This window comes from Streptomyces sp. NPDC048420, assembly GCF_040651535.1.
In the GTDB taxonomy this organism is placed as follows: domain Bacteria; phylum Actinomycetota; class Actinomycetes; order Streptomycetales; family Streptomycetaceae; genus Streptomyces.
The window spans coordinates 171,581-195,087 of sequence record NZ_JBEZKG010000009.1 but is presented as its reverse complement, the minus strand read 5'-3'; the positions used below and the strand labels follow the sequence as shown (position 1 = coordinate 195,087).

Sequence of the window (23,507 nt, the reverse complement as noted above, 5' to 3'; positions counted from 1 at the left end):
CCGGGCCGCTCTGACGGCGCGTCAACGCTGCCAGACCCGGACCCAGTCCACGACCATGCGCGCCGAGACGGTCCCAGAGGGCGGGGCGTGAGGAAGACCGACGGCCAGGTTGATGAGAACCTCCATGGGCACGTGGGGAATCCGCTCGGAGGCGGTCACCCGGAACCGTTCGACCCCGTCCACGTACCAGACCAGTTTGTCCTTCTCCCAGAGCACCGCGAAGACGTGATGGTCATCGGGGAAACCGGCCGCTGTGAAGGTTCCCTGCTGCTTCCTCTTGTTGCCCTCCGCGTTCCGCCAATGCACGAACATGGAGAGCTCACGCGTGGTGCCGAGGAACTCCATGATGTCGATCTCGGGTGGGGTGAAGCGGCTCGCGGGCATCATCCAGAACGCGGGTGCCATCCCGCCCTGCGCCGGGATGCGGATCGCCGCCTCGAAGTAGCCGTAGGTGAAGGTCTCTCGTGGCTTCGCGTACCAGTTGTCCCGGCCGGTGGAGATCATGCCTGACACCCAGGGATATTCCTCCCCGTCGCTGCCGCGGATGGCACGGCGTTGGGCGGTGAGGGTCAGGTTTCCCCCGCCCACGGAGACCTGACCGGGCTGGTACCACTCCAGTTCGTTGTTGGAGCTGATGGTGCAGCCGTCCTCGTTCCAGTCGTAGCACGTGGTCCAGCGGTCCTTGTCGAGTCGTGAGCCGTCGAAGTCGTCGTGGAAGACGAGTCGCCAGTCCCCGGACACCGGAGGCTTGGGCGCCGGGGCGCCGGGCGTGGAACCGCAGGCACACGCCAGCAGCAGCATGAGGACACCGAACACCGCGCCTCGTGACGTCATGCTTTCGCGCGAGTCCCGGCCGCGACGGACCCGGCCACTTTGCGCGCGGCGAATCCGGTACCGGCGACGAACCGCAGCACGGGGCCGAAGGTGGGTGCCGCGGCCAGTCCGGTGAAGAACAGTCCGGGCACGGAGGACTCGAACCCGGACGACAGCCGCGGGGCACCGCGGAACGTCCGTACCTGCCTGCGGAGTTCGGGCGCCAGTAGTCCGAGCCGGTCGACGTCCACCCGGTATCCCGTGGCCAGCAGCAGATGGTCGACGCTCAACACCTCCGTACGCCCGTCGGCCTCCAGCAGCTCGAGGCGCAGAGTGCCGTCCGCGACCTCCGCGGAGCGGACCGTACGGCGGCACAGCACCGGGAAGCGGTCGTCCACACGGTGCCGCAGCCACCAGCCGCCGGACGGACCGAGCACGGTGTGCAGCAGGCGCATCCGCAGACTCTCCGGCAGATGGCGGTAGGCCTCGCCCCCGTAGCTGCACGCAAGCAGCGACCAGCCAGGTCCGAGCGGCGAACCCGGCTTGACGATCCGTACGGGGCGTGGCCGGTCGGCCAGGCGGTCGGTCTCCGGCGGGCCGCCGAACGCGACGGACTCGGCGCGGGCGATCACGGTGGGACGGGCACCGGCCTCGTGCAACAGCGCGGCGCTCTCCAGTGCCGACTGGCCGGCACCGAGGACGGCGACCCGCTGCCCCGCGAACCGGGTCAGATCACGGTGCCGGCTGGTGTGGGAGACCAGCTCCTCGGGGAAGGGACCGCCCAGTTCGGGCGGCTCGTGGGCGAACGGGACCTGCCCGGTGGCCATCACCACGTTCTCGGCGAGGAACTCCTCTCCGGAGTCCAGGACGATCCCGAACAGCCCGTCCGCCGCCTGAACGGTTCGTACCCTCTGGCGCTCCACTTCGGGTACGCGGCGCTCCTGGAACCACCGTCCGTAGGCGATCATCTCGTCGATGGGGATGGGGTACAGGTCACCCACGGATCCGAGTCCCCGCGCGGCCCGGAAGTCTTCGAGGCGGTATCCCGCTTCTGGGGCGGAGATGGCGGAGGCGGCGGGTACCGACTTCAGATACATGCCCACGGGCATGTTGGAGTGCCAGGACTCCATGGGGTCACCGAACACCCGCCGTGGTGTTCCTGCCGCGCTCAGCCAAGCGGCCGTGGCCAGCCCGTAGGGGCCGGCACCGATGACAACGGTGGGCAGCCGCTGACGGGGGGCACTGGTCTCCCCGTTTTTGGCCGTTCTGCGCCGGGCGGTGAATCCGATGTTCGCGGGCATGGTCACTCCCTTCTCAGGCCCACAAGGGGCTCTGCCAACAGCGTGCTCCGGTACCGCCCACGGCTCGGGACCCCGGAAACTTCGACCTCGTGTCGCGCGGCGCCGGTGCCGTCATGGCCGGGCACCGGCCCAACGGGCGGACTCCCGCAGGACGGGCGCGACCGTGTCGGTGAGCCACCCGTGGCTGTGGCCGAACCTCGGGGACTTGCGGAGGTTGCCCGCGACATGCCACAGCCAGGTCAGCAGGGGGATCGCCACCGGATCGCCGGCACCGCGGTCAGGGTCCACCCCGGCGAGAGCCAGCAGGTCGCGGTCGGCATCCGGCACCCGGCCGGCGCGCAACGTATCGGCGACCAGTTCACCCAGTGAGCGGCCGGTGAGGACACTGCGCAGGGCCAGCACGAAGGTGTAGGCGTCGATCTCGCAGGGCCCGTCCGCGTGGCCGTTGCTCCAGTCGAAGACACCGGTGACCCGGAGGGGTTCCCCTCCGAGCAGTACGTTGCCGGGGTGGTAGTCGCCATGGGTCCAGCCCTCGGTCAGCACGGTGCCGGCCAGGGCCGCGTCCAGCCGGTGGCGCAGCGCCTCGAATTCCGTGGCTCTGCGGCCGGATCCGTAACGGGAGATCCCGGCGGAGAGAACCGCCAGCTGCGACTCGCACCAGGGCAGGGCCCGCTCGGCCGCCCTACGGCGACGCCCGGTGGTGGCCTGCAGATCCGCCCACAGACGTAGGGCCGGAGCGACCGCGGGGTATGGGTCGTGAGGGGCGTCCCGGATCAGTTTCTCCAGCGGGAATCCCGGGAGCGTGGTCTGGGCGAGTGTCCCCGAGGGCCCGGGCTGGCCGACCACTCGGGGCAGCAGTGGACGCCAGGGGTCGAGCCGCTCGTCGGCGTAGAGCCGCTGCAGGATTTCCCGCTCCCGGGCCGTGATGGCGGCCGCGGACTCGGTCCTGGGGTGTTTGACCACCACGCTCCCCGCGCCGCGCCGCAGTTCGAACACCAGGAGACCCGCTTGGAGCCGGGAGGAGCGCCGGACCACGGTGATGTCGCTGCGACCGATGCCGCGCACGAGCCGGTGGGCCCGGAGGCGGTCGTCGAGGCCACCCAACGCACGGGGGAAGTAGAGGGGCAGGAAACCGCAGAGGGAGGACACCTTGGCGGGAGTCTTCATACCAGACCTTGCCGAACCGTCTGCGAGCACGATCCGCTCTGCTCGCGATAGGGATATGGGCGATATGTTAGCTTTACGCCGATTCTAGAGTGGAGCCCGCATTTCTTCCTGCCGGGAGATCCCTTCTCAGAGAGGAGTGAGTGGTCGCCTTGCTGGACAACGCGGTGCCGGTACTCCTCGCCAGGATCGGCAACTACCCGCAGCATCACGGCAGCGTGGGCGTCGTGCGCACGCTCGGCCGGCTGGGTGTGCCGGTCCACGCCGTGGTCGAGGACCGCTTCACCCCTGTTGCGCTCTCGCGCCATCTGACGCGCAGGATCGTGTGGCCGACGACCGGCACGGAGGAACCGGAGCGGCTCGTGGAGGGTCTGCTGTCCATCGGCCGGGAGATCGGTGGCCGGAGCGTGGCGGTGCCGACCGACGACGAGGCGGCGATCCTGCTGGCGGAGTACGCCGACCGGCTGAAGGAGTTCTTCCTGCTCCCGCCCGTGCCGGCTCACCTGCCGCGGCTGCTGGCCTGCAAGGCGAGCCTGCACCGGATCTGCGCCGAGGTCGGCGTGCCCTCGCCGCGGTCACGGGCGCCGCGCAACCGCGACGAACTGGTCGACGCGGGCCGCGAGTTCGGCTATCCGCTGGTGCTCAAGAACCTGGAGCCGTTCAGCCGACTGCGTACCCCGGCCGTACGCGGCAGCACCGCGATGGTGCGCGACGAACGCGAACTGCTCGACCGATTCCCGAACGGCGCGCCGCCGGTCCTCGTGCAGGAGTACATTCCGAGGCAGCAGGCGGAGGACTGGATCACCCACCTCTACTGTGGTCCGGGCGGTGTGCCGCGCGTCCTGTTCACCGGCTTGAAACTGCGCTCCTGGCCACCGTACGCAGGAGTGACCACCCGGGCAGTGGCGCTGCGCAACCCCGAACTGGCCGAGCTGGCGGAGCGGCTGTGCCGCTGCATCGGCTACAGCGGAGTGGCGGACCTCGACTGGCGTTACGACCGTCGGGACGGGCAGTACAAGCTCGTGGACTTCAACCCGCGTACGGGCGCCCAGTTCCGCCTTTTCGAGAACAGCAACGGAGTCGATGTCGTCCGCGCCATGCATCTGGACCTGACCGGCCGAGCAGTACCTGATGGCCCTCAGGTCGAGGGGCGGGCCTTCGTCGCCGGCCAGTTGGACTTCCCCTCGGTGGCGGCGTGGCTGCGCGAGGAGCGCCGACTGCCGTCGGACATCCTGCACGGGCGGCCCACGGAACGGGCCTGGCTCTGCCGGGACGATCCCCTTCCGGCCGTGGTCGAGGCGATCCGCTTCACCGGTCTGGTGGCGCGCCGCCTGATGCGGTCGGCGCGTCCCGGTCGGCTCAAGTCGCCTTGACCGGGTGTCCGGTGGGCTGCATGCGCACGATGCCGAACAGGCCTTCTCCGTCGGCGGACGGACAGATCAGTGCGCGGGCCTGCGGAGCACTGCGTGTCCAGTCGGCGAATCCTTGGTGCGTGCTGATGTCGTCGACGAACATCATGCCGCCGGGGTGCAGTACCTGACCGACGCACTTCATCTCGAACCGCGTGTTCCTGGCGGTGTGCAAACTGTCGTGGACGAACATGTCAACCCGGCCGAGCTCCCGCAGGAGCCCTGGAAGCCGCCGTCTGCTGGACCCCTCGATGTACGACCATCTCGACCGGCGGTGGGCGGGCACCGCGATTCCCGTCTGCGCCCTGAGATCGCGTTCGAAGGGGTGCGGAAGGTCCACGCTCCACAAGTGCCCCTCGCCGTTGCGTTCCAAGGCCTCCAGCACGATTCGGCTGGTGATGCCCCGGGCGACGCCCGTCTCGACTGCCACTGTGGGACGCGTATGGAGCACCGTGCACCACAGAGCCCGTCCCAGAGCCGCGTCAGCGTCGCTGTACTGGCCGTAGGTGTGGCGTCCGAACGCGAATCCGCAGTCGTGGAGTTCCTCGGCCACGGTGTCCCACAGCTCCTGGCCGATGCGCCGCTCGGGGCAGGGCCACGGAGCGTCGAGCCACTGATGGAGCCGGGCCTCCCAGAGCTTGTCGACGTCGTAGTCGACGGCGTGCTCGAAGTAACTGGCCAGCCCCTCCGGGACGAGACGGGCCGCCTCCAGTGGATCCGTGACGAATGACCCCGCCAGATGGCGAAGGCGGCTGACCGTCTCACTTCGGAAGATCTTTTCCATGATTGCCGGCTTTCGTTTCCGTCTGCCTTCGGGACCTCTTCGGGCGATGGGTTGACCTGACCCCCCTTCTGGGTAACTATGTACGTATACATCGTAAATATACACCTTTCATCCCAGCCGCACACACCGCCCATGGAGAGCGACATGCGCCTGACAGTCATCGGCACCGGATACGTCGGAGCAGTCCACGCCGCCTGCATGGCGGAGATCGGGCACGAGGTCCTGGGCCTCGACGTCGACGAGGAGCGGATCGCCGCGCTCGCCGCCGGACACCCCCCGTTCTACGAGCCCGGTCTGTCCCGGATGCTCCAACGGGCGGTGACGACAGGACGGTTGCGCTTCACCACCTCGCCGGCCGAGGCCGCCCGGTTCGCCGACACCCACTTCGTCTGCGTCGGCACCCCGCAGCAGTCCGACTCGGGCGCCGCCGACCTGCGCCATGTCGAGGGCGTGGTGGACGCGCTGGCACCGGGGCTGCGCCGGGCCGGCCACAACGGAGCCCTGGTGGTCGGCAAGTCGACCGTGCCGGTCGGTACGGCGGACCGGCTGGCCGCACGGCTGCGCGCGGCCGGTGCCGACGCCGACGTCGCCTGGAACCCGGAGTTCCTGCGCGAGGGATGCGCGGTCCAGGACACCCTCCGGCCGGAGCGCATCGTGGCGGGCGTCCGCTCGGCGCGCGCCGAGGCGCGGCTGCGCGCGGTCTACGCATCCCTCCTGGCCGCCGGTACGCCGTTCATAGCCACCGACACCGCCACCGCCGAACTCGTCAAGGTGGCCTCGAACTCCTTTCTGGCCACCAAGATCTCCTTCATCAACGCCATGGCCGAGATCTGCGACGCCACGGGCGCGGACGTGCTCACCCTGGCCGAGGCGATGGGCGCCGACTCCCGTATCGGGCCCCGTTTCCTGGCCCCCGGTCTCGGCTTCGGCGGCAGCTGCCTGCCCAAGGACATCCGGGCCTTCGCCGCGCGGGCCAAGGAAATCGGCCGGGGCGATTCGGTGGCGTTCCTCCACGAGGTCGACGAGATCAACACACGGCAGCGCAGGCGCATCGTCGACCTCGCGCAGCGGCTCGTCGGCGGGACCTTCGCGGACCGCGGCGTCGCGGTCCTGGGGGCCGCCTTCAAGCCCGGCAGCGACGACGTGCGGGACTCGCCGGCGCTCGCGGTGGCGGAGGAGCTCCGCCGCCGCGGGGCCCGGGTCCGCGTGCACGATCCCGAAGCCGTCGACAACGCCCGGGCCGCATACCCGGCACTGCAGTACGCCCTGGACGTCGCCAAGGCGTGCGAGCGGGCCGACGTCGTACTGCACCTCACCGAATGGCCCCAGTACCAGGAACTCGACCCAGCGGCCCTCGCCACTGTGGTGCGCAACCCGGCCATGGTCGACGCCCGCAACACCCTTGACGCCCAGGCCTGGCACTCGGCGGGCTGGCGGCTGTGTGCCCCGGGCCGTCCGCGGCTCGGCTGATCGGCAGGAGGATCCCATGCGTGTGGTGATTGCCGGTGGAAGCGGCTTCCTTGGATCGCATCTGTGCGAAGCCCTGCTGGACCGGGGCGACCGTGTCTGCTGCCTGGACGACTTCTCCTCGGGTCGCGCCGCGAACGTCGGCCACCTCCTGCGCGAGTCCGGATTCGAGTGCGTCCCGTGCGACGTCACGGGGCGGATCAGAGTCACCGGGAAGGTGGACGCCGTCGTCCACCTCGCGAGCGCCGCCTCACCGTTCGACTACTCCCGGCGCCCGCTGCAGACGCTGGCCGCCGGCAGCCGGGGCACGGAGAACCTGTTGAGGCTGGCTCTCCGGCACCAGGCCCGCTTCGTCCTGGCCTCCACCAGTGAGGTCTACGGCGACCCCGAGGTGCACCCGCAGAACGAGGACTACTGGGGGCACGTCAACCCCGTCGGACCGCGCAGCGTCTACGACGAGGCCAAGCGCTTCGCCGAGGCCCTCACCATGGCGTACCGTCGCAGCGAGGGCGCCGACGCCGGCATCGTGCGGATCTTCAACACATACGGACCGCGCATGCGGCCGCACGACGGCCGGGTGGTCTCCACCTTCATCCGGCAGGCGCTGGACGGGGAGGCGCTGACCATCTTCGGGGACGGCGGCCAGACCCGCAGCTTCTGCTACGTGGACGACCTGATCCGCGGCCTGCTGGCCATGGTCGACACCCATGGGGCGGGTCCGTTCAACCTGGGCAACCCCAGCGAGCGGACCATGCGTGAGCTCGCCGCGATGGTGCTGCTGATCACCGGCTCGGACGGCGGACTGCGCTTCCTGCCCCTTCCCGTCGACGACCCGGTCCGTCGGCGCCCCGACATCACGCGTGCTCGCGAGGGGCTCGGCTGGCAGCCGACGGTGCCGCTGGAAGCGGGGCTGCGCCGCACTGTCGCCTGGTTCGCGGCCCACTCGGACACATCCGTACGCCCCCAGGAGCACTCCTCGGTGGGACGGTCATCATGAACGCGCTCGTCCCGTGCGGCGGAGCTGGAACCCGGCTCCGCATCGTCGGCGACATTCCCGGTGTCGTCCACGACTTCCACCGCGAACGGCCCGACGCCCGCATCCTGATGACCGAGGGGCCCGAGCCGACCGCCTTCGGCATCGTCGGACCGGGCGGGCCGGGTGGTGGGCCCGGAGGTGAACTCGCGGCACCCGACGCGCGACCTGGCGTCGGTCGGGGTCTGCCTCTTCACCCCTGTCCTGTCCGAGGCCGTACGGTCGTCCCGGCGCGGCGGGCTGAAGATCACCTACGCTCTCCCGCGGCGGCTCGACCATGGTCGCTACGGGTGCGTCGTGGCCAAGGGGCCCACGGAGACCACCCGCCGGTACCCCGCGCACCGCTCCTGGGGGGAGCCGCGGGTGCGGCGGGCCGAGCTGCCGAGGGCCCGACCCGCGCGCGCCCCGCCACCCAGCTGCGGGTACGGAGACACCGATCATGAGCGCGCCCATCGAGGACTACGCCCTCCTCAGCGACCTCGAAACCGCCGCCATGGTCGGCAGGAGCGGTTCGATCGACTGGCTGTGTCTGCCCCGTTTCGACTCGCCCGCCTGTCTGGCCGCGCTGCTGGGCACCGAGGACAACGGCTTCTGGCGGGTCGCTCCGGTTGCGGCACCCGCTACCTGTAACCGCCGCGCCTACCGGCCCGACACGCTGATCCTGGACACCTGGTGGGAGACCGCGGAGGGAGCGGTCCGGGTCACCGACTTCATGCCGCCCCGCGCCCAACTGCCGTGCATCGTCCGCGTGATCGAGGGCCTTTCGGGCGCCGTGCCGGTACGCAGCGAACTGCGTCTGCGCTTCCACCAGGGCCGCGTGGTGCCCTGGGTCAGGGTCACCGACGACTCCACCGTCGCGGTCGCCGGGCCGGACTCCGTGTGGCTGGGCGCGGACGGCCCCGTGCGCGCCCTCGGCAAAGACGGCTCCACGGTCCTCGACTTCACCGTCCTGCCCGGCCAGCGGCTCGCCCTCACCCTGGTGTGGTCGCCCTCGCACCACCCTGCGCCGCCCGCATCGGTGTCCGCCCCGGCGGAGTCGATGCTCAAGGAGACCAACGACTTCTGGCGACGTTGGGCGGGCCAGTGCCGCTACCAGGGGCCGTGGCGGGACGCCGTGGTGCGCTCGCTGATCACCCTGAAGGCACTCACCTTCGCGCCCACCGGCGGCATCGTCGCCGCGCCGACCACGTCGCTGCCCGGGTGCATCGGCGGCGAACGCAACTGGGACTACCGGTACTGCTGGCTGCGCGACTCCGCACTCACCCTGTCCTGCCTGCTGCGCAGCGGCTACCGGGACGAGGCGGCGGCCTGGCTGGACTGGCTGGTGCGGGCCATTGCCGGTGACCCGGCCGACCTGCAGACCGTGTACGGCCTCGGCGGACAGCGGCTGCTGCCGGAGACCGAGGCGCCCTGGCTGCCCGGCTACGAGGGTTCGCAGCCGGTAAGGTTCGGGAACTCCGCCGTCGGCCAGTTCCAGCTGGACGTGTACGGCGAGGTCCTGGACGCGCTGTACTTGTCCCTGCGGGCGAGCATCCCCATGCCCGCCCATGTGTGGGACCTGGTCGGAGAGATGATGGGCTTCCTGCAGCGGCACTGGCGGGAACCCGACCAGGGCTTGTGGCAGGTTCGGGGGCCGCGGCGGCAGTTCGTCCACTCCAAGGTCATGGTGTGGGTGGCCGCCGATCGTGCCCTGCGCATGGGGGAGCTGCTGGGCCGCAACGGTTCTTCGGCCGAGTGGCGGGCCATGCGGGACGAGGTGCACCGGCAGGTCCTCCGTCAGGGCTGGGACGCGGAGCAGCGGTCCTTCGTGCAGTCCTATGGTTCCGCCGACCTGGACGCCTCGGCCCTGCTGATGCCCCGGCTCGGCTTCCTGCCCGCCGGGGACCCGAGGGTGCTGTGCACCGTCCGCGAGACGCAGCGGCTGGACCACGGGGGGTTCCTACGGCGGTACGCGCCGGGCGGTGACGGCCTGCACGGGGTGGACGGTATGCACGGCCGCGAGGGCGCGTTCGTGGCGTGCACCCTGTGGTACGCCGACGCCCTCGCCGCGACCGGGCACGCCGAACAGGCCCGCGAGGCCTTCGAGCGGGTGCTCGCCGTCCGCAACGACGTCGGACTGCTCTCGGAGCAGTGGGACCCGGACGCCGGACGCCAGATGGGCAATGCACCGAAGGCGTTCAGCCACATCGCCCTGGCGGAGACGGCGTTCGCCCTGTCAGCAGTACCATCCCGCAGTCCCCGTAACCGGGAAGCGTAGGGTCGGGGCTGATCAGGGTCACCGCAGGCCCGTCGCCCAGTGGCGTGAACCCACCACCGGGATCACGCACGGCGCCGCCCGCGGCCGAACTCCGACGAGTCCGCAGGCCACCGTGGTGCCGTCGCGCCGGACGGAGGGGTGTGGTCGGACCGGTGCAGGACGACCTCACTCTCCTCCAGGCTCATCGGCGGGGCGAACAGGTATCCCTGCCCGAACCGACAGCCGATGGAGGCGAGCAGCTCGCGCTGTGCCTCTTCCTCGATGCCCTCGGCGATCACCTGCAGGCCGAGCGTGTCGGCCAGGTGGACGATTCCCTCGACGAGTGCCACCTGCTTGGGGTCCTCCGGGATGTCGTCGATGAACGTCTTGTCGATCTTGAGCACGTCGATGGGGAAATCCCGCAGATAGCGCAGCGAGGAGAACCCTGTGCCGAAGTCGTCGACCGCGATGCGAACCCCGAGGTCCTTCAGCGTCCCAAGGAGTGCGTCGATGTGGTCGTCCCGCCGCATGAGCACCGACTCGGTCAGCTCCAGCTGCAGTGAGTCCGGGGTGAGGCCGGCGCTGTCGAGGGACCTGCGCACCTCGTTCAGGAAGCCGGTGTCCCGCCATTGGCGGGCGGACACGTTGACGCTGACGTACGGTCGCGGTACGGGCCGTGGGGTCCGATTTTGCAGTCGGGCGATGTCGGCCGCGGCGTTCCGTAGTACCCAGGCTCCCAACGGCGTGATCTGCCCGGTCTCCTCGGCTAGCGCGATGAACTGGAGCGGTGGGATCGTCCCACGTCGGGTGTGCGGCCAGCGGGCCAGTGCCTCGAAGCCGACGACCTCGCCCAAGGTGATGTCCACCACCGGCTGGTAGAGCAGGTTGAATTCCTCGTCGGCGATCGCCCGGTCCAGTCGTGCCCGCAGGTCGTGGCGCTCCGCCATGTTGTCACGCAGATCCGGCTGGAAGCGGCGCCACTGGCGCTTACCCGCGCTCTTGGCCGAGTACAGGGCCAGATCGGCGAGGGCCAGCAGCTCTTCGGGATCCGCGCTGTCCCACGCAGTGGCCACGCCCACGCTGGCGGAGACGCTCACCGAGTCGTCGGCCAACCGGAAGGGCCGGTTGAGACTCTGGATCACCTGTGCGGCCAGAAGTTCGGCATCGACGGGCTGTCTCGCACCCTCCATCAGCACCGCGAACTCGTCACCACCCAGACGCGCCGCGGTGTCGGTGCGGCGCAGCGTCCTCGACAGGCGCTCTCCCACCGTGGTGAGCAGCTGGTCGCCGACCGAATGGCCCAGTGTGTCGTTGACGATTTTGAAGTCGTCCAGGTCGATGAAGAGCAGACAGGTGAGAGTCGACTCCCGGCGTCCGCGCAGCAGGGCGCGCTCGGTCCGCTCCAGCAGGAGCGTCCGGTTGGGCAGACCGGTCAGTGGATCGTGGAAGGCCCGCTGGGTGAGTTCGTGCTCCAGTTGACGCTGTTCGGTCACGTCCCGGAGCGTGATCACCAGTCCACCGACGGTCTTGTCCTGCCGCAGGTCACGGCACCGCACCTCCACTTCGATGTGGCTGCCGTCGTTGAGCACCCACCAGTAGTCGTGGGCCTCCTCCTGGTTGTTGCCACGCAGGATTGTCAGCGTCCGGTGCACCCGGCCGCGATCCCGCGCGTCCACCAGTTCCTGCAGTGCCGTGCCTGTCAGTGCGGCGTTGCCGAAGACGGCTGCGGCGGACGGACTGGCGTAACGCACGGTTGTGTCGTCGTTGAGGATGAGGATGACGTCCGAGGCGTTGTGCACCAGAGTCCGGAAGTACGCCTCGCTCTCCTTCCGGGTGATCTCCCGCCGGAGCGCCGCGCGTTCCGCTGCCAGACCCGCGTACGAGGCCAGGATCTCCAGCGTTTCGCGTATCTCGGTGAGCCGCTGCTCGGGTCCCGCGGCCAGCAGTACGCCAGGGAGCTCTCCGCCGGTCGGGCGGTCGGGCTGGACCATGGGGCACACCAGGGCGGTCGGCAGGTCGCCGAGCCGGCCGGCGATGTCCGGACCCAGCTCCGCGACGGTGGCGATGAGGGTGCCGGAGAGTGCGGCGGCGGTCGGCTCGCCCTGTGGGCTGCCGTCCGTGCCGGTGCTGCGCCGTTCGCCGGGCGACCCGGCCAGGAGGGGGTACAGCCCCAGGGCCTGCTGGGCCGACAGCAGCATGCTCGCGTGCCGCACCTTCGGCCCGAACAGTGCCGTGACCGCCGTGTTGCAGGACTGTTCGATCTCCTGCGCTCCTTCTGCCGCGACGAGTGAGGCGGTCGCCGTGCGCAGGGTCAGTTCACGCGCCACGGACTTGCGGTGTGCCACGATCATGTCCGCGAGGCGGAGGATCACGAGCACGATCAGCAGGCTGGAGAAGGCGGCCAGCACCGCCGCGTCGTTGACGGTGCCCAACTGTTCCTCGAAGAACAGGATCGTGGGCGCGACCAGCGTGGCCGCGGCGAGCAGCGGGAGCCGATGCCAGGGCGGGAGGGGAGACTGGGGCCGGCGTTCCGGCTCGGTCAGTTCCCTCATGGAGGGGTGCAGGCCGGCCAGTCCCCAGGCCGTGTAGAAGACGATCCAGCCGGAGTCCAGCACGGTGCCGGCCTGCGATGAGCCGTCGAGCTGCAGGATTCCGTGGGCGATGTCGAAACCGAGCAGGGCGACGGTGCCCAGGGCCAGCAACTGCAGGGAGCGTTCGCGGCCCGGGAAGGGGCCGGGGACGAGCAGTCGGACCAGCATCGCCAGCACCAGGACGTCGCCCAGCGGGTAGGCGATGCGGATCGCGCGCTGCTCCCAGGTCAGGCCCTCGAGCACGGTGAGCGGTTGCACCAGGTAGACCCAGACCGGTAGCGCGAGCCCGGCCGTGATGATCAACGCGTCCAGGAGGCTGGGCAGGTCACGGTCCACCCGGCGGTACCGGACGAGGCCGAACAATCCCACTGCCAGGAGGGGGTACACAGCGAGGTGGCACGCGTCCCCCGGCGACGGGAACGGATCGGAGGCCTGGAAGTACTGCTCCTGCACGTTGTAGTAGGTGTCGCCCGCCGCGAAGGCCAGCAGCCCGGCGGCGAGCACCAGCCAGGGCCATCGGTGCGTCGGCCGATTGACGTGGACACCGGTGAGAATGGCCGCGGCGCCTGCCAGGCTTACGAGCGCCCACATGGGGGTCCGCAAGCTGGGAATGGTCATGTAGAGAGCGATGGCACACGCGGCCGAGGTGACGTAGCCAATCATCAGCCGGTGGGCCGGCAGCAATCGCAAAACGAGCCTCCCCTGCTTGGAGGAGGCCGGGCGCGAACCACGCGTCGACCTGGGCCTTCTTCACCGATCGTAGGCACGTGAGGCGCCGGCTGCATCTCGGCACCGGTCGGTCAGCGCTCCTTCGCCCCGGGCCGCCGGGCAGACCCTGCGTAGCCGTGGGGATTGAGCCGCTGGAAGCGCCAGGCGTCCCGGCACATGTCGTCGAGGTCCCGTAGCGCGCGCCAATCCCAGGCACGCGCCACGGCGCCGGCGTCCGCGATGAGTTCGGCCACGTCGCCGGGGCGCCGCGGCACGACGTCGTACGGAATGGGTCCGCCGCACGCCGCGGAGAACGCGGCGACAACATCGAGGACCGAACTGCCGCGGCCGAGACCGAGGTTGTAGACATGCATGCCCGGGGCGTCGACGAGGTGGTCGAGCGCGACACGATGCGCCTCGACGGTGTCCATGACGTGGATGTAGTCGCGGATCGCGGTTCCGTCGTGCGTGGGGTAGTCGCCCCCGTACACGGGGAGCCGTTCCCGCAGGCCGACGGCCACCTGCGCCAGGTACGGCATCAGGTTGTCGGGAGTGCCGCAGGGGTCCTCGCCGAGCAGTCCGCTGGGGTGGGCGCCGACCGGGTTGAAGTAGCGCAGACACAGCACGGTGTACTCGGGGCACCTGCGGCAGACGTCGGCGAGGATCTGTTCGCAGGCCCACTTGGAGGCCGCGTACGGATTGGTGGGCCGGGCGGGGGTGGCTTCGTCGAGCGGTCCGTGTCCGGCGTCGCCGTAGATCGAGCAGGAGGAGGAGAACACGAGCTGGTGTACGCCGTGCTCATGCATGGTCCGCAACAGGGCGGTCGTGCCGCCGACGTTGGTGTCGTAGTACTCGATGGGCTTCCGTGTCGACTCGCCCACCGCCTTGTGCGCGGCAAAGTGCACGACGGCGTCCACGGAGTGGCGGTCGAAAACGGCCGAGAGGGCATGTCGATCACGGATGTCCAGTTCGTAGACGGCCCCGACGAAACGGCCGGCGATGCGTTCCACGCGGGCGAAGACCTGTGGTGTGCTGTTGGAGTAGTTGTCGACCACGATCAACTCATAGCCGTGGTCGAGCAGTTCGACGCAGGCGTGACTGCCGATGAAACCGGCTCCGCCGGTGACCAGAACCGTTGACGGTGCACTCATGGGCGCGGCTCCTTCGTGCGCACGGCGTCAGTCCGTGTCCACCACTCCCCACCGGCCCAGGCCGGTGGGGAGTGGTGGACAGAAGGTGTGACGGGCACGGATGTCGGCAGCGACGACAGGAACCCGGGGGCGAGTGACAGCCGCGCCGTCGGCAGAGCGGACGAAGTGATAGACGTTCATCCGCGGCAGACGGGTGAGCACCGCGACCGGCGGCAGCATGGTCCGTTGACGGTGGTCAGACCGAGGAGCGGGTAGTACGCCGCCGAAGTATGGGCGAAGTGCAGGCGCGCGACGACGGGCAGTCGTTCGAGGCGGCGCGCCAGCGGATCCAGCAGCATGACGATGAGGCTCCGGGACCAGCGGTACTCCGGTGTGGCCAGGTCTGGAAAGGGGAGTGGCCCCGCTCCCGTGACCCGGCTGGATGAGACCGGGCCGGACGGCCTTGTGGGGGGATCCGACCCCGGCCGGTCGGGATCGACCTGGCGCACCCGCAGGGCGGTGAGACAGAAGTGACTGGGCAGCCCGGTGGGGCAGATCAGTAGTGTTCCGTTGATGATCAGTTCTGCCCGGCCGGAAGGGTGCTGCGCCTACAGCCGCCGGGAGCAGGGGCAGAAACAGACGACGGAAGCCGCCCGGCCAAGGGCGATCACCAGACCGGAAGATGTCGCCCTCCGAGATGTGGGCAAGTCGGCGTTCTGCTCTAGGAGGATCTGCCGAAATCGGCTCACTGCGCGCCATAGCGCGACCCTTCTGACTGCGATGCAGGGAGACACTGTATGTTTACGTCGTATATGCGATTCTGCGCCTATTGTTCCCGGGCGTCAAGGGTCATAGGCGGGAGGACATCACCGGCGAGGGCGCGGAGTCGGTCGTGCCGAGCGAGGTACGCGAGACATCGCCCAGAGGTGCCGTCTCAGCGGCGACGGTCGCCGCGGACGACTGAGCGGAGCGCACGCCGGTCACGGCCCTGAAACGGTCGGCCATCCGCCGCAGCCGCCCCACGGGCGAACCGAGCCTGCGGACAGCGGACACCGCGTGGCACCCCGGTGCTGCCCACCGTCCGGTCACCCGGCAGGCGGTTACGGGCCGCGAGTGCCATGGTGGCCGTTGTCCCGCGGGCCCGGGCGTATGTCCGGGCCGTGTCGCCTACGCGCGGGAACGTCCTCGGCGCAGGACTTCTCGGCTCCGGTGTCGACGAGTTTGCGACCGACCGCCCCTTCGGGCACCCCGCGCTGTGCCACCAGCTCGGTTGGCGTCGGCGTACCCGATGCGCGCCCACGCGCCGAGTACGCATCGTGCAAAGGGTGAAGTGGTCTTTGCAGGCAGCGGCTTGTGAGGGCCCATTTCGTGTGGTCGTGTGCGTGAGAGGCCTTACGAACCGTGGAGTCGGCAGAGCAGGTCGAAGACCGAAACGCCAAGCGCTGTGGCAGCAGCGACCTCTCGGGCCGGCCGTTGCGATGTCCTCTTGGCCGGGTCCAAGTCGGCCGGGAGTCCGGCGGTGAAGAACTCGCGAGGGCACATGGTCGGGGCTCCTTGCCGGTGCGACGGGTTATGCGGATAGCCGAGCCGAGCGGATCTCGACGGCGGCACTCCGCAACCGCGCGGTGCATTGCGGGTAGTGAGGCGCGGTGGGGTCGGGGCCCTGGAGGAAGGGCGGCGGGAGAGCACCTGCCGGTGGTGCCCGTCCGCGCGGGACGAGGGGCAGGATGGATCCCATGAAGCTCACGAAGAAGTCGCACGCCTGCGTCCGCCTGGAGAAGGACGGGCAGACCCTCGTCCTCGACCCCGGAGGATTCAGCGAGGAGGATGCCGCCCTCGGCGCCGACGCGATCCTCGTCACCCACGAGCACCCGGACCACTTCAGCGAGGAACGGCTGCGGACGGCCCTGGGCGCCAACCCGGCCGCAGGGATCTGGACACTGCGCTCGGTTGCCGAGAAGATCTCCGCCGCCTTCCCGGGCCGCGTACACACCGTCGGCCATGGCGACACCTTCACCGCCGCCGGCTTCGACGTCCAGGTCCACGGTGAACTGCACGCGGTCATCCACCCGGACATCCCGCGCATCACCAACGTCGGCTACCTGATCGACGCCGGTCGCGTCTTCCACCCCGGCGACGCTCTCACCGTCCCCGACCACGCCGTCGAGACGCTGATGCTGCCCGTCATGGCCCCCTGGAGCAAGATCTCCGAGGTCATCGACTACGTCCGTGAGGTCAAGCCCCAGCGCGCCTACGACATCCACGACGCCCTCCTCACCGACCTCGCCCGTCCCATCTACGACAACCAGATCGGCACCCTCGGCGGCACGGAGCACCTGCGGCTGAAGCCCGGGGAGAGCACGGCTCTGTGAGTGTCAGTGCCGCCCGGTAGGTTGTCGGGCATGCGCATCGCGACCTGGAACGTCAACTCGATCACCGCCCGTCTCCCGAGGCTGCTGGCCTGGCTGGAGAGCACCGGCACCGATGTGCTGTGCCTCCAGGAGGCCAAGCTCGCCGAGGAGCAGTTCCCGTTCGACCAGCTGCGCGAGGCGGGCTACGAGGCGGCGGTCCACGCGACCGGGCGGTGGAACGGCGTGGCGGTGATCTCCCGGGTGGGCCTGGAGGACGTCGTCAAGGGCCTGCCCGGCGACCCCGGCTACGACGGCGCCCCCGAACCCCGCGCCATCTCCGCGACCTGCGGCCCGGTCCGCGTGTGGTCGGTGTACGTACCGAACGGCCGCGAGGTCGACCACCCGCACTACGCCTACAAGCTCCAGTGGTTCGAGGCCCTCAAGGCCTCCGTCGCCGGCGACGCGGCGGGCAGTCGCCCCTTCGCGGTCCTGGGCGACTACAACGTGGCGCCGACGGACGACGACGTCTACGACGTGGCCGCCTTCGAAGGCCTCACCCATGTCACCCCGGCCGAGCGCGCAGCCCTCGCCTCCCTGCGCGAGGCGGGCCTGTCGGACGTGGTCCCGCGCCCCCTCAAGTACGACCACCCGTTCACGTACTGGGACTACCGCCAGCTCTGCTTCCCCAAGAACCGCGGCATGCGCATCGACCTGGTGTACGGCAACGAACCGTTCGCGAAGGCCGTCACCGACGCGTACGTCGACCGGGAGGAGCGCAAGGGCAAGGGGGCGTCCGACCACGCACCGGTGGTCGTGGACCTGGACGTCTAGACCCCAGGGCTTCACAGCAGCGTCAGGTCCACCGACTCCGCGAGCGCGGTGAGCCCCGAGTCTCCCGGATGCAGATGGTCCCCGCTGTCGTACCCGGCCCGCATGCGCTCGGGGCGGGCCGGGTCGCGCACCACGCCGTCGAAGTCCAGGACGCCGTCCAACACCCCGGCGTCCCGGATCCAGGAGTTGACCGCGAGCCGCTCGGCGTCGACGGCGGCCGTGCACCGCGCCTCGCCCGCGCAGGGCAGGATCGTCGCCGCGAGCATCCGCAGCCCTCGCGCGTGCCCCCGCTCCGCGAGCTCCCGCAGTCCCGCCACGACCTCCCGCGCGGACGCCCCCGACCGCAGGTCGTTGACCCCCTCGAACACCACGACCGTACGCACCGACGCCTGGGCCAGCACATCCCGGTCGAACCGGCTGAGGGCGCTCACCCCCTGGGTGACCGTGGAGACCCCGTCACCGAAATACCCGTCGAAGACCACACGGTTCCCGGAGATCCCCTGGTTGAGCACCCCACAGGCCGGCACCACCCCTTGCTCCTGCAGCCGTGCGGCCGGCACGTCCGGCCACCGCCGGTCCCGCTCACATACGACCGCTGTGCCCCGAGCTGGTGGACCGGCGCCGCCGCCACCGTCCCCGGCAGATGGAAGCTCACCAGCAGATCGGCGCCCGCGGGCACCTCGAAGCCGAGCGGACCGCTGAATGCCTGCGCCCCGGCCGGGATCTCGACACCGGGCACCCCGCGAAGGCCACCGCCACGGGTCTCTCCCACGCCGTGGCGCCTACCGCCCGCACCGCCACACTCGCGCTGTCGATCCGCACCGGCACCGCTGCGAAGGTGTTGTCGAACCGCAGCCGCACCCGGGGACCACCCGCCGAGGTGTGCACCACGAGCCGCAGCGTCCGGTCGGTCCACGGCCCCACGGCCAGGAAGCCGGAGACCGCGGCTGCCCAACTCCCGCTCCAGCCGACTCCCTTGGCCCGCACGGACAGCGCGAACACGTGCATGCCGGGCGCGTGCGGCAGCCGTACCGAAGCCACCTCGCGATCGGGCGCCAGCGGGACTGTCACGACGTACAGCCGCGCCTTCTCGGTGAATTGACCCTCGGGTGTGTTCACATGCGGCAGCGCGACCGCCTTGGTGGCGAGCGGGCCGCGCCGCCAGTCGGGGGCGGCCAGCCGGTACCCCGAACTGCTGCCGCCCCGGTACGTCACGGTCCCCGAGCCCGTGACCGGTTCTCCGCCCGTGCCCGTCACCAGAAAGGCGAGCGCGTTCCCGCGGCCGCTCACGCGTACGTCCTGCCCGGCGGCCCGCACATGGTCGGGAGCGCCGGCCCTCCGGTCCGGCCAAGTCAGCGCGGCCGCCTGCACGGTGAGGGTGCGGCCCGGGGTCCAGCCGGCGGCGGCGAGGTCCTGTGCCGAGAGGGAGGCGCCCGAGCCGTCGAGGTCCGCCTCACCGGGCCGGGCGTCGTCGCTGACGGCGGTACTGTCGAAGAGCCGCTCCAGGGGCAGCGGCACCGGCCTCTCCTGGAAGACCGGCTCCGCCCCGGCAGCCATGCCCCCTGGCGCAAGGGCCGCGAACAGAGCGAGAACCACCGCGCCACCCCGGACACGTCGGTGCACAGACGGTCTCCTTCTGCCCATAGGGGATGAAAAAGCGCATCGCGAAGCTAAGGAGACATCCGCGGCAGGTCAACGCGCCATGCGTGAAGTCGGCGCGAAGTCGAGCGGAAACGACGGCCCGCGCGCCTGTGGTGCCCACGGCCGGGTGAGTGACACGCTGGGCGTATGAAGATCCCTTTTCTGGGGGGCCGGAGCGAGAAGCCCGGGACCCGTGACCCCGAGGGCATCGCCGAGCTTCTCTCCGAGTGCGAGCTCCTGCGCTCCCACGCGTCCCGTTCGGGTGTCCAACTGGACGACACGGCGGCCTCGTTGGAGGCGCTCGACCAACTGGTGCCGGGCTGGCGGGACGACGAGGAGATCCTGCTCTGGCTCGGCAACGACGCCGGGCTGTATCTCGGGACCGTCATCGTGCGGACCGTTCCCGGTGCGGCCTGGGATCTGCGGGCGGACGGGCAGCCCGTGATCCGGTTGGAGTCCGGCCGTGAGTTCGATGTCGTGGCAGCCGGTCACGAGTGGGCCGGCAGCGGAGTGCCCGAGCTCTCCCAGCTCTACGCGGAGGTCGCCGAGGAGTGAATCCATGGCCGTAAGTGCGGTGTAAATACGGCTAATGACCGGAAAGTGCGTGTCGTTCCTTATGCGCGATCTTGCCTCGATAGGTTGCGGCAACCACGACACAGCTGAGAGTGAGTAGGGCTGGGCATGGCCGTCGTCGATCCGTTGATCGAACTGCGTGACGTCAACAAGTACTACGGGGAGCTGCATGTCCTGCAGGACATCACCCTCACCGTCGGCAAGGGGGAGGTGGTCGTGGTCATCGGCCCTTCGGGGTCGGGCAAGTCCACGCTCTGCAGGACGATCAACCGTCTGGAGACCATCAAGTCCGGTTCCATCACGCTCGACGGACAGCCGCTGCCCGAGGAGGGCAAGGCCCTCGCGAAGCTCCGTGCCGAGGTCGGCATGGTCTTCCAGTCCTTCAATCTGTTCGCCCACAAGACGGTTCTGCAGAACGTCTCACTGGCCCAGGTCAAGGTCCGCGGACGCAAGAAGGACGAGGCCGACCGGCGCTCCCGTCAACTCCTCGACCGGGTGGGCCTCGCCGACCAGGCCGACAAGTACCCCGCCCAGCTGTCCGGCGGCCAGCAGCAGCGCGTGGCCATCGCCCGTGCCCTCGCCATGGAGCCCAAGGCCCTGCTGTTCGACGAGCCCACCTCGGCCCTCGACCCGGAGATGATCAACGAGGTCCTGGAGGTCATGCAGCAACTGGCCCGGGAGGGCATGACCATGGTCGTCGTGACCCACGAGATGGGCTTCGCCCGCTCGGCCGCCAACCGTGTGGTGTTCATGTCCGACGGCCGGATCGTCGAGGACCGCGCCCCCGACGACTTCTTCACCAACCCGGACAGCGAGCGCGCCAGGGACTTCCTCTCCAAGATCCTCAAGCACTGAGCGGAGCGACGGCCATGTCTTCGAGCCTCGACTACGATGGTCCGCTCACCCTCACGGTGATGGCGACCAGGCCTCCAGGGACGCTGCTGCCGCGTGAGGGTCCCCCCACGGCCCTTGAACCGTAGGGGGCAGCAGTCACAGAGCCATACCCGCCCGGCGTCGGCCGGAGATCACTGTTCGCGCAGCGGAATCGACACGTACGACGGGTCGTTCGCCGGCGAGGAGAAGGTCAGCTGAGCGCCGGACGGGTTGTGCTCGATGTAGAGCGGGTCGACCGTGTCGACCACCAGGGCCAGACGGTGCCCTGCCGGGACGTCGTAGGCCGTGGAGAACAGCTCCAGGTCGACGTCGAACGGCTTCCCGGGCGTCTGCCCGTGGAAGGTGTACGGCGCGTTGGAGACCAGCTTGCCGAGGCCGAGCGGCCCCACGTCGTACAGGTAGGCGACGAGGGTGCCGCTCTCCTTGGTGGGAGTGAGCGTGGTGTGCAACTTCGCGGTGCCGCGCACCTGTTGGGCGGCCGTGTACTTCTCCGACCGCCATACGGCGGCCCAGCGGCGCGGAAGCAGGGGGATCGAGGCGACCGGGGGAGCCTGGGCGATCTGGTCGAGGATGCTGGACAGGAAGACGATCCCGCCGTCGGCGCCGGAGTCGACGTTGGTGTGGATCGTGGTCGTGCCCGAAAGGGCGATCTTCTTCTGGGTGGCGCCGACGGACTTCCAGTCGGGGTAGCCCTCGTAGCCGCCCGTGGAACGGGACTTGAGCCGGACCGGCTCCTCGCGGTTGATCCCGTTGTCCGCGCTTTTGAGGTAGTGGTCGAACCAGCGCTCGGTGTCGGTCCACACGTCGTTGGGCAGGCCGAACAGCCCGGTCAGCTCGGCCGTGGCGTGGTCGCCGGGGCGCAGCTCCAGTCTCTTCGGGCCGGTGAGCTTCTCGTAGAAGTCGGCGTACTGGTTGGGCGGGAAGACCGTGTCGCCCCAGGCGTTGGCCATCATGACCGCGGCGCCGTTCTTGTTCAGCTGGTCCACGTATGTGTCGGCCGAACGTTTCTTCCCCCAATTGATCATGTCCTGTTCCTTCGACAGGTTCGACGCGTAGAAGTTGTCGAAGATCTGCCGGATTTCGGCGCTCTGGCGGCCGGTGACCAGGCTCGCGCCGTCCAGCAGGGCCGCGGCCTGGACGTGCTGGGTGCGGCCGGAGTAGATCGAGTCGATCAGGTCGGCCCAGCCGCTGAGGGCGGCGACCGCCTTGATGCGCTTGTCGTGTGCGGCGGCGAGGAGACTGATTCCGGCGCCGTAGGAGACGCCTCCCATGCCGATGTGCTGCGCGTCCGCCGGGGTGTTGGCGAGCGCCCAGTCGATGACCTTGGACGCGTCGGCTATGTCGGGAGGGCCCGCCACTTCTATCTCCCCACCCGACTGCCAGAACCCGCGGACGTTGTAAGTGACCACGACATAACCGGAGTTCGCGAGTTTCTGGGCCTGGGCCAGGTACTCGACCTGGGGCAGGCCCCAGCTCGTGGGCATGACCAGCAGCGGGTAGCGCTGCGAACTGTCGGTTCCTGCGGGCGTGATGACGTTCGCCTTGAGGACCGTGCCGCCGTCGCCGCTGATGTCGACGAAGCGGATGGCGTCGGCCGCCTGCGCGGTGGGGGCGAGTCCGAGGGCGCTACCGGCGATCAGAGTCGCGGAGACGGCGCCCACGGTGGTCGTACGCAGGGCCTTGCGAGGGTGTCCCACGGGTCACTCCCTACTCGTGTCAGTGGAAAGTGACCAGACGGTAACCTCGGCGCTTTACCAGAGGTAACCCGTCGGTAAGTTACGCAGGAGTAACGATTGTTGTGGTGTGAATCAATTCAGGAGGCGCGGTGTGAGTTCCGTGCGGGAGCAGGGGTCGGCGGCGGAGCCTGGGCCGCGCGGGTCACGTCGGCGACCAGTTCGGCGACATCGGGGCCGTAGGCATGCGAGTTGACCACCTTCAGCAGGAGGACGAACGGGTTGTTGCCGTACTTGCGGGCCAGCCGCTCGTGGTTGCGGGCCAGGTAGCGGGTCGCGGCCTGGTTGGTGATCGCGGTCTGGCCGCAGAACAGGAAGACGGGCCGGCTCAGTCCGGGCTGACCTGCGGTCAGGCGGGCCAGCAGGACGTACTCGGACACCCCCTTCTCCAGGAGGTAACGCTCGCTACCGATCTGGAACGTCATCCGGACCGGGCCCGGTTCCGACGAGTCGATGATCACCTGCACCCCGGGCAGCATGGCGCTCATGTGCGCCATCATCCGGCGGTTCGACGACGGGCCGCCGACGCAGAACTCCGTGCGCTCCCCGAAGCCCTGCCGGGCCACGTCCTGGGCGACCACTTCGGCGTGCGCTCCGCAGTCCTTGATGAGGGCGGAGAGTTCGAGGAGGGCGAACACGTCGTAGCGGTGCACCGTGAGATCGGTGCCGCCGGCGTCCCGGTTGACGACCAGCAGCGACTCCGAGTTGGCCGGCAGTCCGAAGAAGGCCTGCTTGCGGCGGAGTTTCCGCCTCCACAGGTACGTCCTGGTGAGCCAGCCGAGCACCGCGCTGATGCCGGCGGCGACCACGCCGAGGACGATGTTGCGCACGTCGTCATTCATGTGCGC

Annotated in this window: 17 protein-coding genes and 1 pseudogene; 8 read left to right on the top strand and 10 right to left on the bottom strand. The window is 69.8% G+C overall.

Annotated features, from left to right (window positions below; all coding sequences use genetic code 11):
• Window positions 1–21: 21 nt before the first annotated feature.
• The 3 genes from AB0D34_RS18245 to AB0D34_RS18235 all read right to left on the bottom strand — a co-directional run bounded on the left by AB0D34_RS18245 (window position 22) and on the right by AB0D34_RS18235 (window position 3,281).
• The gene (locus AB0D34_RS18245; protein WP_362662644.1) at window positions 22–834 is read right to left on the bottom strand and encodes a glycoside hydrolase family 16 protein; all 813 of its coding nucleotides are present in this window, start codon (window positions 832–834) and stop codon (window positions 22–24) included.
• Complete coding sequence (locus tag AB0D34_RS18240; RefSeq protein ID WP_362662642.1) at window positions 831–2,114, bottom strand: NAD(P)-binding domain-containing protein; 1,284 nt, start codon at window positions 2,112–2,114, stop codon at window positions 831–833. The genes AB0D34_RS18245 and AB0D34_RS18240 overlap by 4 nt, the downstream gene beginning before the upstream one ends.
• Before the next feature lie 111 nt (window positions 2,115–2,225).
• The gene (locus AB0D34_RS18235) at window positions 2,226–3,281 is read right to left on the bottom strand and encodes a phosphotransferase (RefSeq protein WP_362662640.1); all 1,056 of its coding nucleotides are present in this window, start codon (window positions 3,279–3,281) and stop codon (window positions 2,226–2,228) included.
• A gap of 140 nt (window positions 3,282–3,421) precedes the next feature.
• Here AB0D34_RS18235 and AB0D34_RS18230 point away from each other — a divergent pair, with 140 nt between their 5' ends.
• Window positions 3,422–4,651, top strand: coding sequence for an ATP-grasp domain-containing protein (locus tag AB0D34_RS18230; RefSeq protein ID WP_362662638.1), 1,230 nt, complete (start codon window positions 3,422–3,424; stop codon window positions 4,649–4,651).
• On the opposite strand, the gene AB0D34_RS18225 is transcribed toward AB0D34_RS18230, so the two are convergent.
• Window positions 4,638–5,471: a class I SAM-dependent methyltransferase gene (locus tag AB0D34_RS18225; RefSeq protein ID WP_362662636.1), complete on the bottom strand. Its 834-nt coding sequence runs from the start codon at window positions 5,469–5,471 to the stop codon at window positions 4,638–4,640. The genes AB0D34_RS18230 and AB0D34_RS18225 overlap by 14 nt on opposite strands.
• A gap of 144 nt (window positions 5,472–5,615) precedes the next feature.
• Here AB0D34_RS18225 and AB0D34_RS18220 point away from each other — a divergent pair, with 144 nt between their 5' ends.
• The 3 genes from AB0D34_RS18220 to AB0D34_RS18210 all read left to right on the top strand — a co-directional run bounded on the left by AB0D34_RS18220 (window position 5,616) and on the right by AB0D34_RS18210 (window position 10,228).
• On the top strand, window positions 5,616–6,941 hold the full coding sequence (locus AB0D34_RS18220; RefSeq protein ID WP_123763995.1) for a UDP-glucose/GDP-mannose dehydrogenase family protein: 1,326 nt from the start codon (window positions 5,616–5,618) through the stop codon (window positions 6,939–6,941).
• 16 nt (window positions 6,942–6,957) lie between these two features.
• Window positions 6,958–7,935, top strand: coding sequence for a UDP-glucuronic acid decarboxylase family protein (locus AB0D34_RS18215; protein ID WP_362662634.1), 978 nt, complete (start codon window positions 6,958–6,960; stop codon window positions 7,933–7,935).
• A gap of 475 nt (window positions 7,936–8,410) precedes the next feature.
• Window positions 8,411–10,228 (top strand): glycoside hydrolase family 15 protein, encoded by a 1,818-nt coding sequence (locus AB0D34_RS18210; protein WP_362662632.1) that lies wholly within the window; start codon window positions 8,411–8,413, stop codon window positions 10,226–10,228.
• A 62-nt stretch (window positions 10,229–10,290) separates the two neighbouring features.
• Here AB0D34_RS18210 and AB0D34_RS18205 read toward each other — a convergent pair whose 3' ends face one another.
• From AB0D34_RS18205 to AB0D34_RS18195, 3 genes are all read right to left on the bottom strand, one after another.
• A complete protein-coding gene (locus AB0D34_RS18205) occupies window positions 10,291–13,416 on the bottom strand; it encodes a bifunctional diguanylate cyclase/phosphodiesterase (RefSeq protein WP_362662630.1) in 3,126 nt (1,041 codons plus the stop codon).
• A gap of 182 nt (window positions 13,417–13,598) precedes the next feature.
• Complete coding sequence (gene galE / locus AB0D34_RS18200) at window positions 13,599–14,657, bottom strand: UDP-glucose 4-epimerase GalE (RefSeq protein WP_362662629.1); 1,059 nt, start codon at window positions 14,655–14,657, stop codon at window positions 13,599–13,601.
• A gap of 828 nt (window positions 14,658–15,485) precedes the next feature.
• Window positions 15,486–15,689: a hypothetical protein gene (locus AB0D34_RS18195; protein ID WP_362662627.1), complete on the bottom strand. Its 204-nt coding sequence runs from the start codon at window positions 15,687–15,689 to the stop codon at window positions 15,486–15,488.
• 683 nt (window positions 15,690–16,372) lie between these two features.
• Here AB0D34_RS18195 and AB0D34_RS18190 point away from each other — a divergent pair.
• Both AB0D34_RS18190 and AB0D34_RS18185 read left to right on the top strand, forming a co-directional pair.
• Window positions 16,373–17,008, top strand: a complete 636-nt coding sequence (locus AB0D34_RS18190) for an MBL fold metallo-hydrolase (protein WP_362662625.1) — start codon at window positions 16,373–16,375, stop codon at window positions 17,006–17,008.
• A 30-nt stretch (window positions 17,009–17,038) separates the two neighbouring features.
• Complete coding sequence (locus tag AB0D34_RS18185; protein ID WP_362662624.1) at window positions 17,039–17,818, top strand: exodeoxyribonuclease III; 780 nt, start codon at window positions 17,039–17,041, stop codon at window positions 17,816–17,818.
• Between the two features lie 11 nt (window positions 17,819–17,829).
• Here AB0D34_RS18185 and AB0D34_RS18180 read toward each other — a convergent pair.
• Window positions 17,830–19,375, bottom strand: a pseudogene (locus AB0D34_RS18180) (GDSL-type esterase/lipase family protein).
• Window positions 19,376–19,606: 231 nt separating this feature from the next.
• Between AB0D34_RS18180 and AB0D34_RS18175 the strand changes: the two are divergent.
• Both AB0D34_RS18175 and AB0D34_RS18170 read left to right on the top strand, forming a co-directional pair.
• Window positions 19,607–20,014 carry a DUF6278 family protein gene (locus AB0D34_RS18175; protein ID WP_362662622.1) on the top strand — a complete coding sequence of 136 codons (408 nt, stop codon included), beginning with the start codon at window positions 19,607–19,609 and terminating at the stop codon, window positions 20,012–20,014.
• 126 nt (window positions 20,015–20,140) lie between these two features.
• Complete coding sequence (locus AB0D34_RS18170; RefSeq protein WP_362662620.1) at window positions 20,141–20,887, top strand: amino acid ABC transporter ATP-binding protein; 747 nt, start codon at window positions 20,141–20,143, stop codon at window positions 20,885–20,887.
• A 170-nt stretch (window positions 20,888–21,057) separates the two neighbouring features.
• Here the strand turns inward: AB0D34_RS18170 and AB0D34_RS18165 are convergent, their stop codons facing one another.
• Window positions 21,058–22,623 carry a CocE/NonD family hydrolase gene (locus tag AB0D34_RS18165; protein ID WP_362662619.1) on the bottom strand — a complete coding sequence of 522 codons (1,566 nt, stop codon included), beginning with the start codon at window positions 22,621–22,623 and terminating at the stop codon, window positions 21,058–21,060.
• Between the two features lie 116 nt (window positions 22,624–22,739).
• Entirely contained in the window at window positions 22,740–23,501 is a 762-nt protein-coding gene (locus AB0D34_RS18160; RefSeq protein ID WP_362662618.1) for a hypothetical protein, read from the bottom strand.
• Window positions 23,502–23,507: the final 6 nt, after the last annotated feature.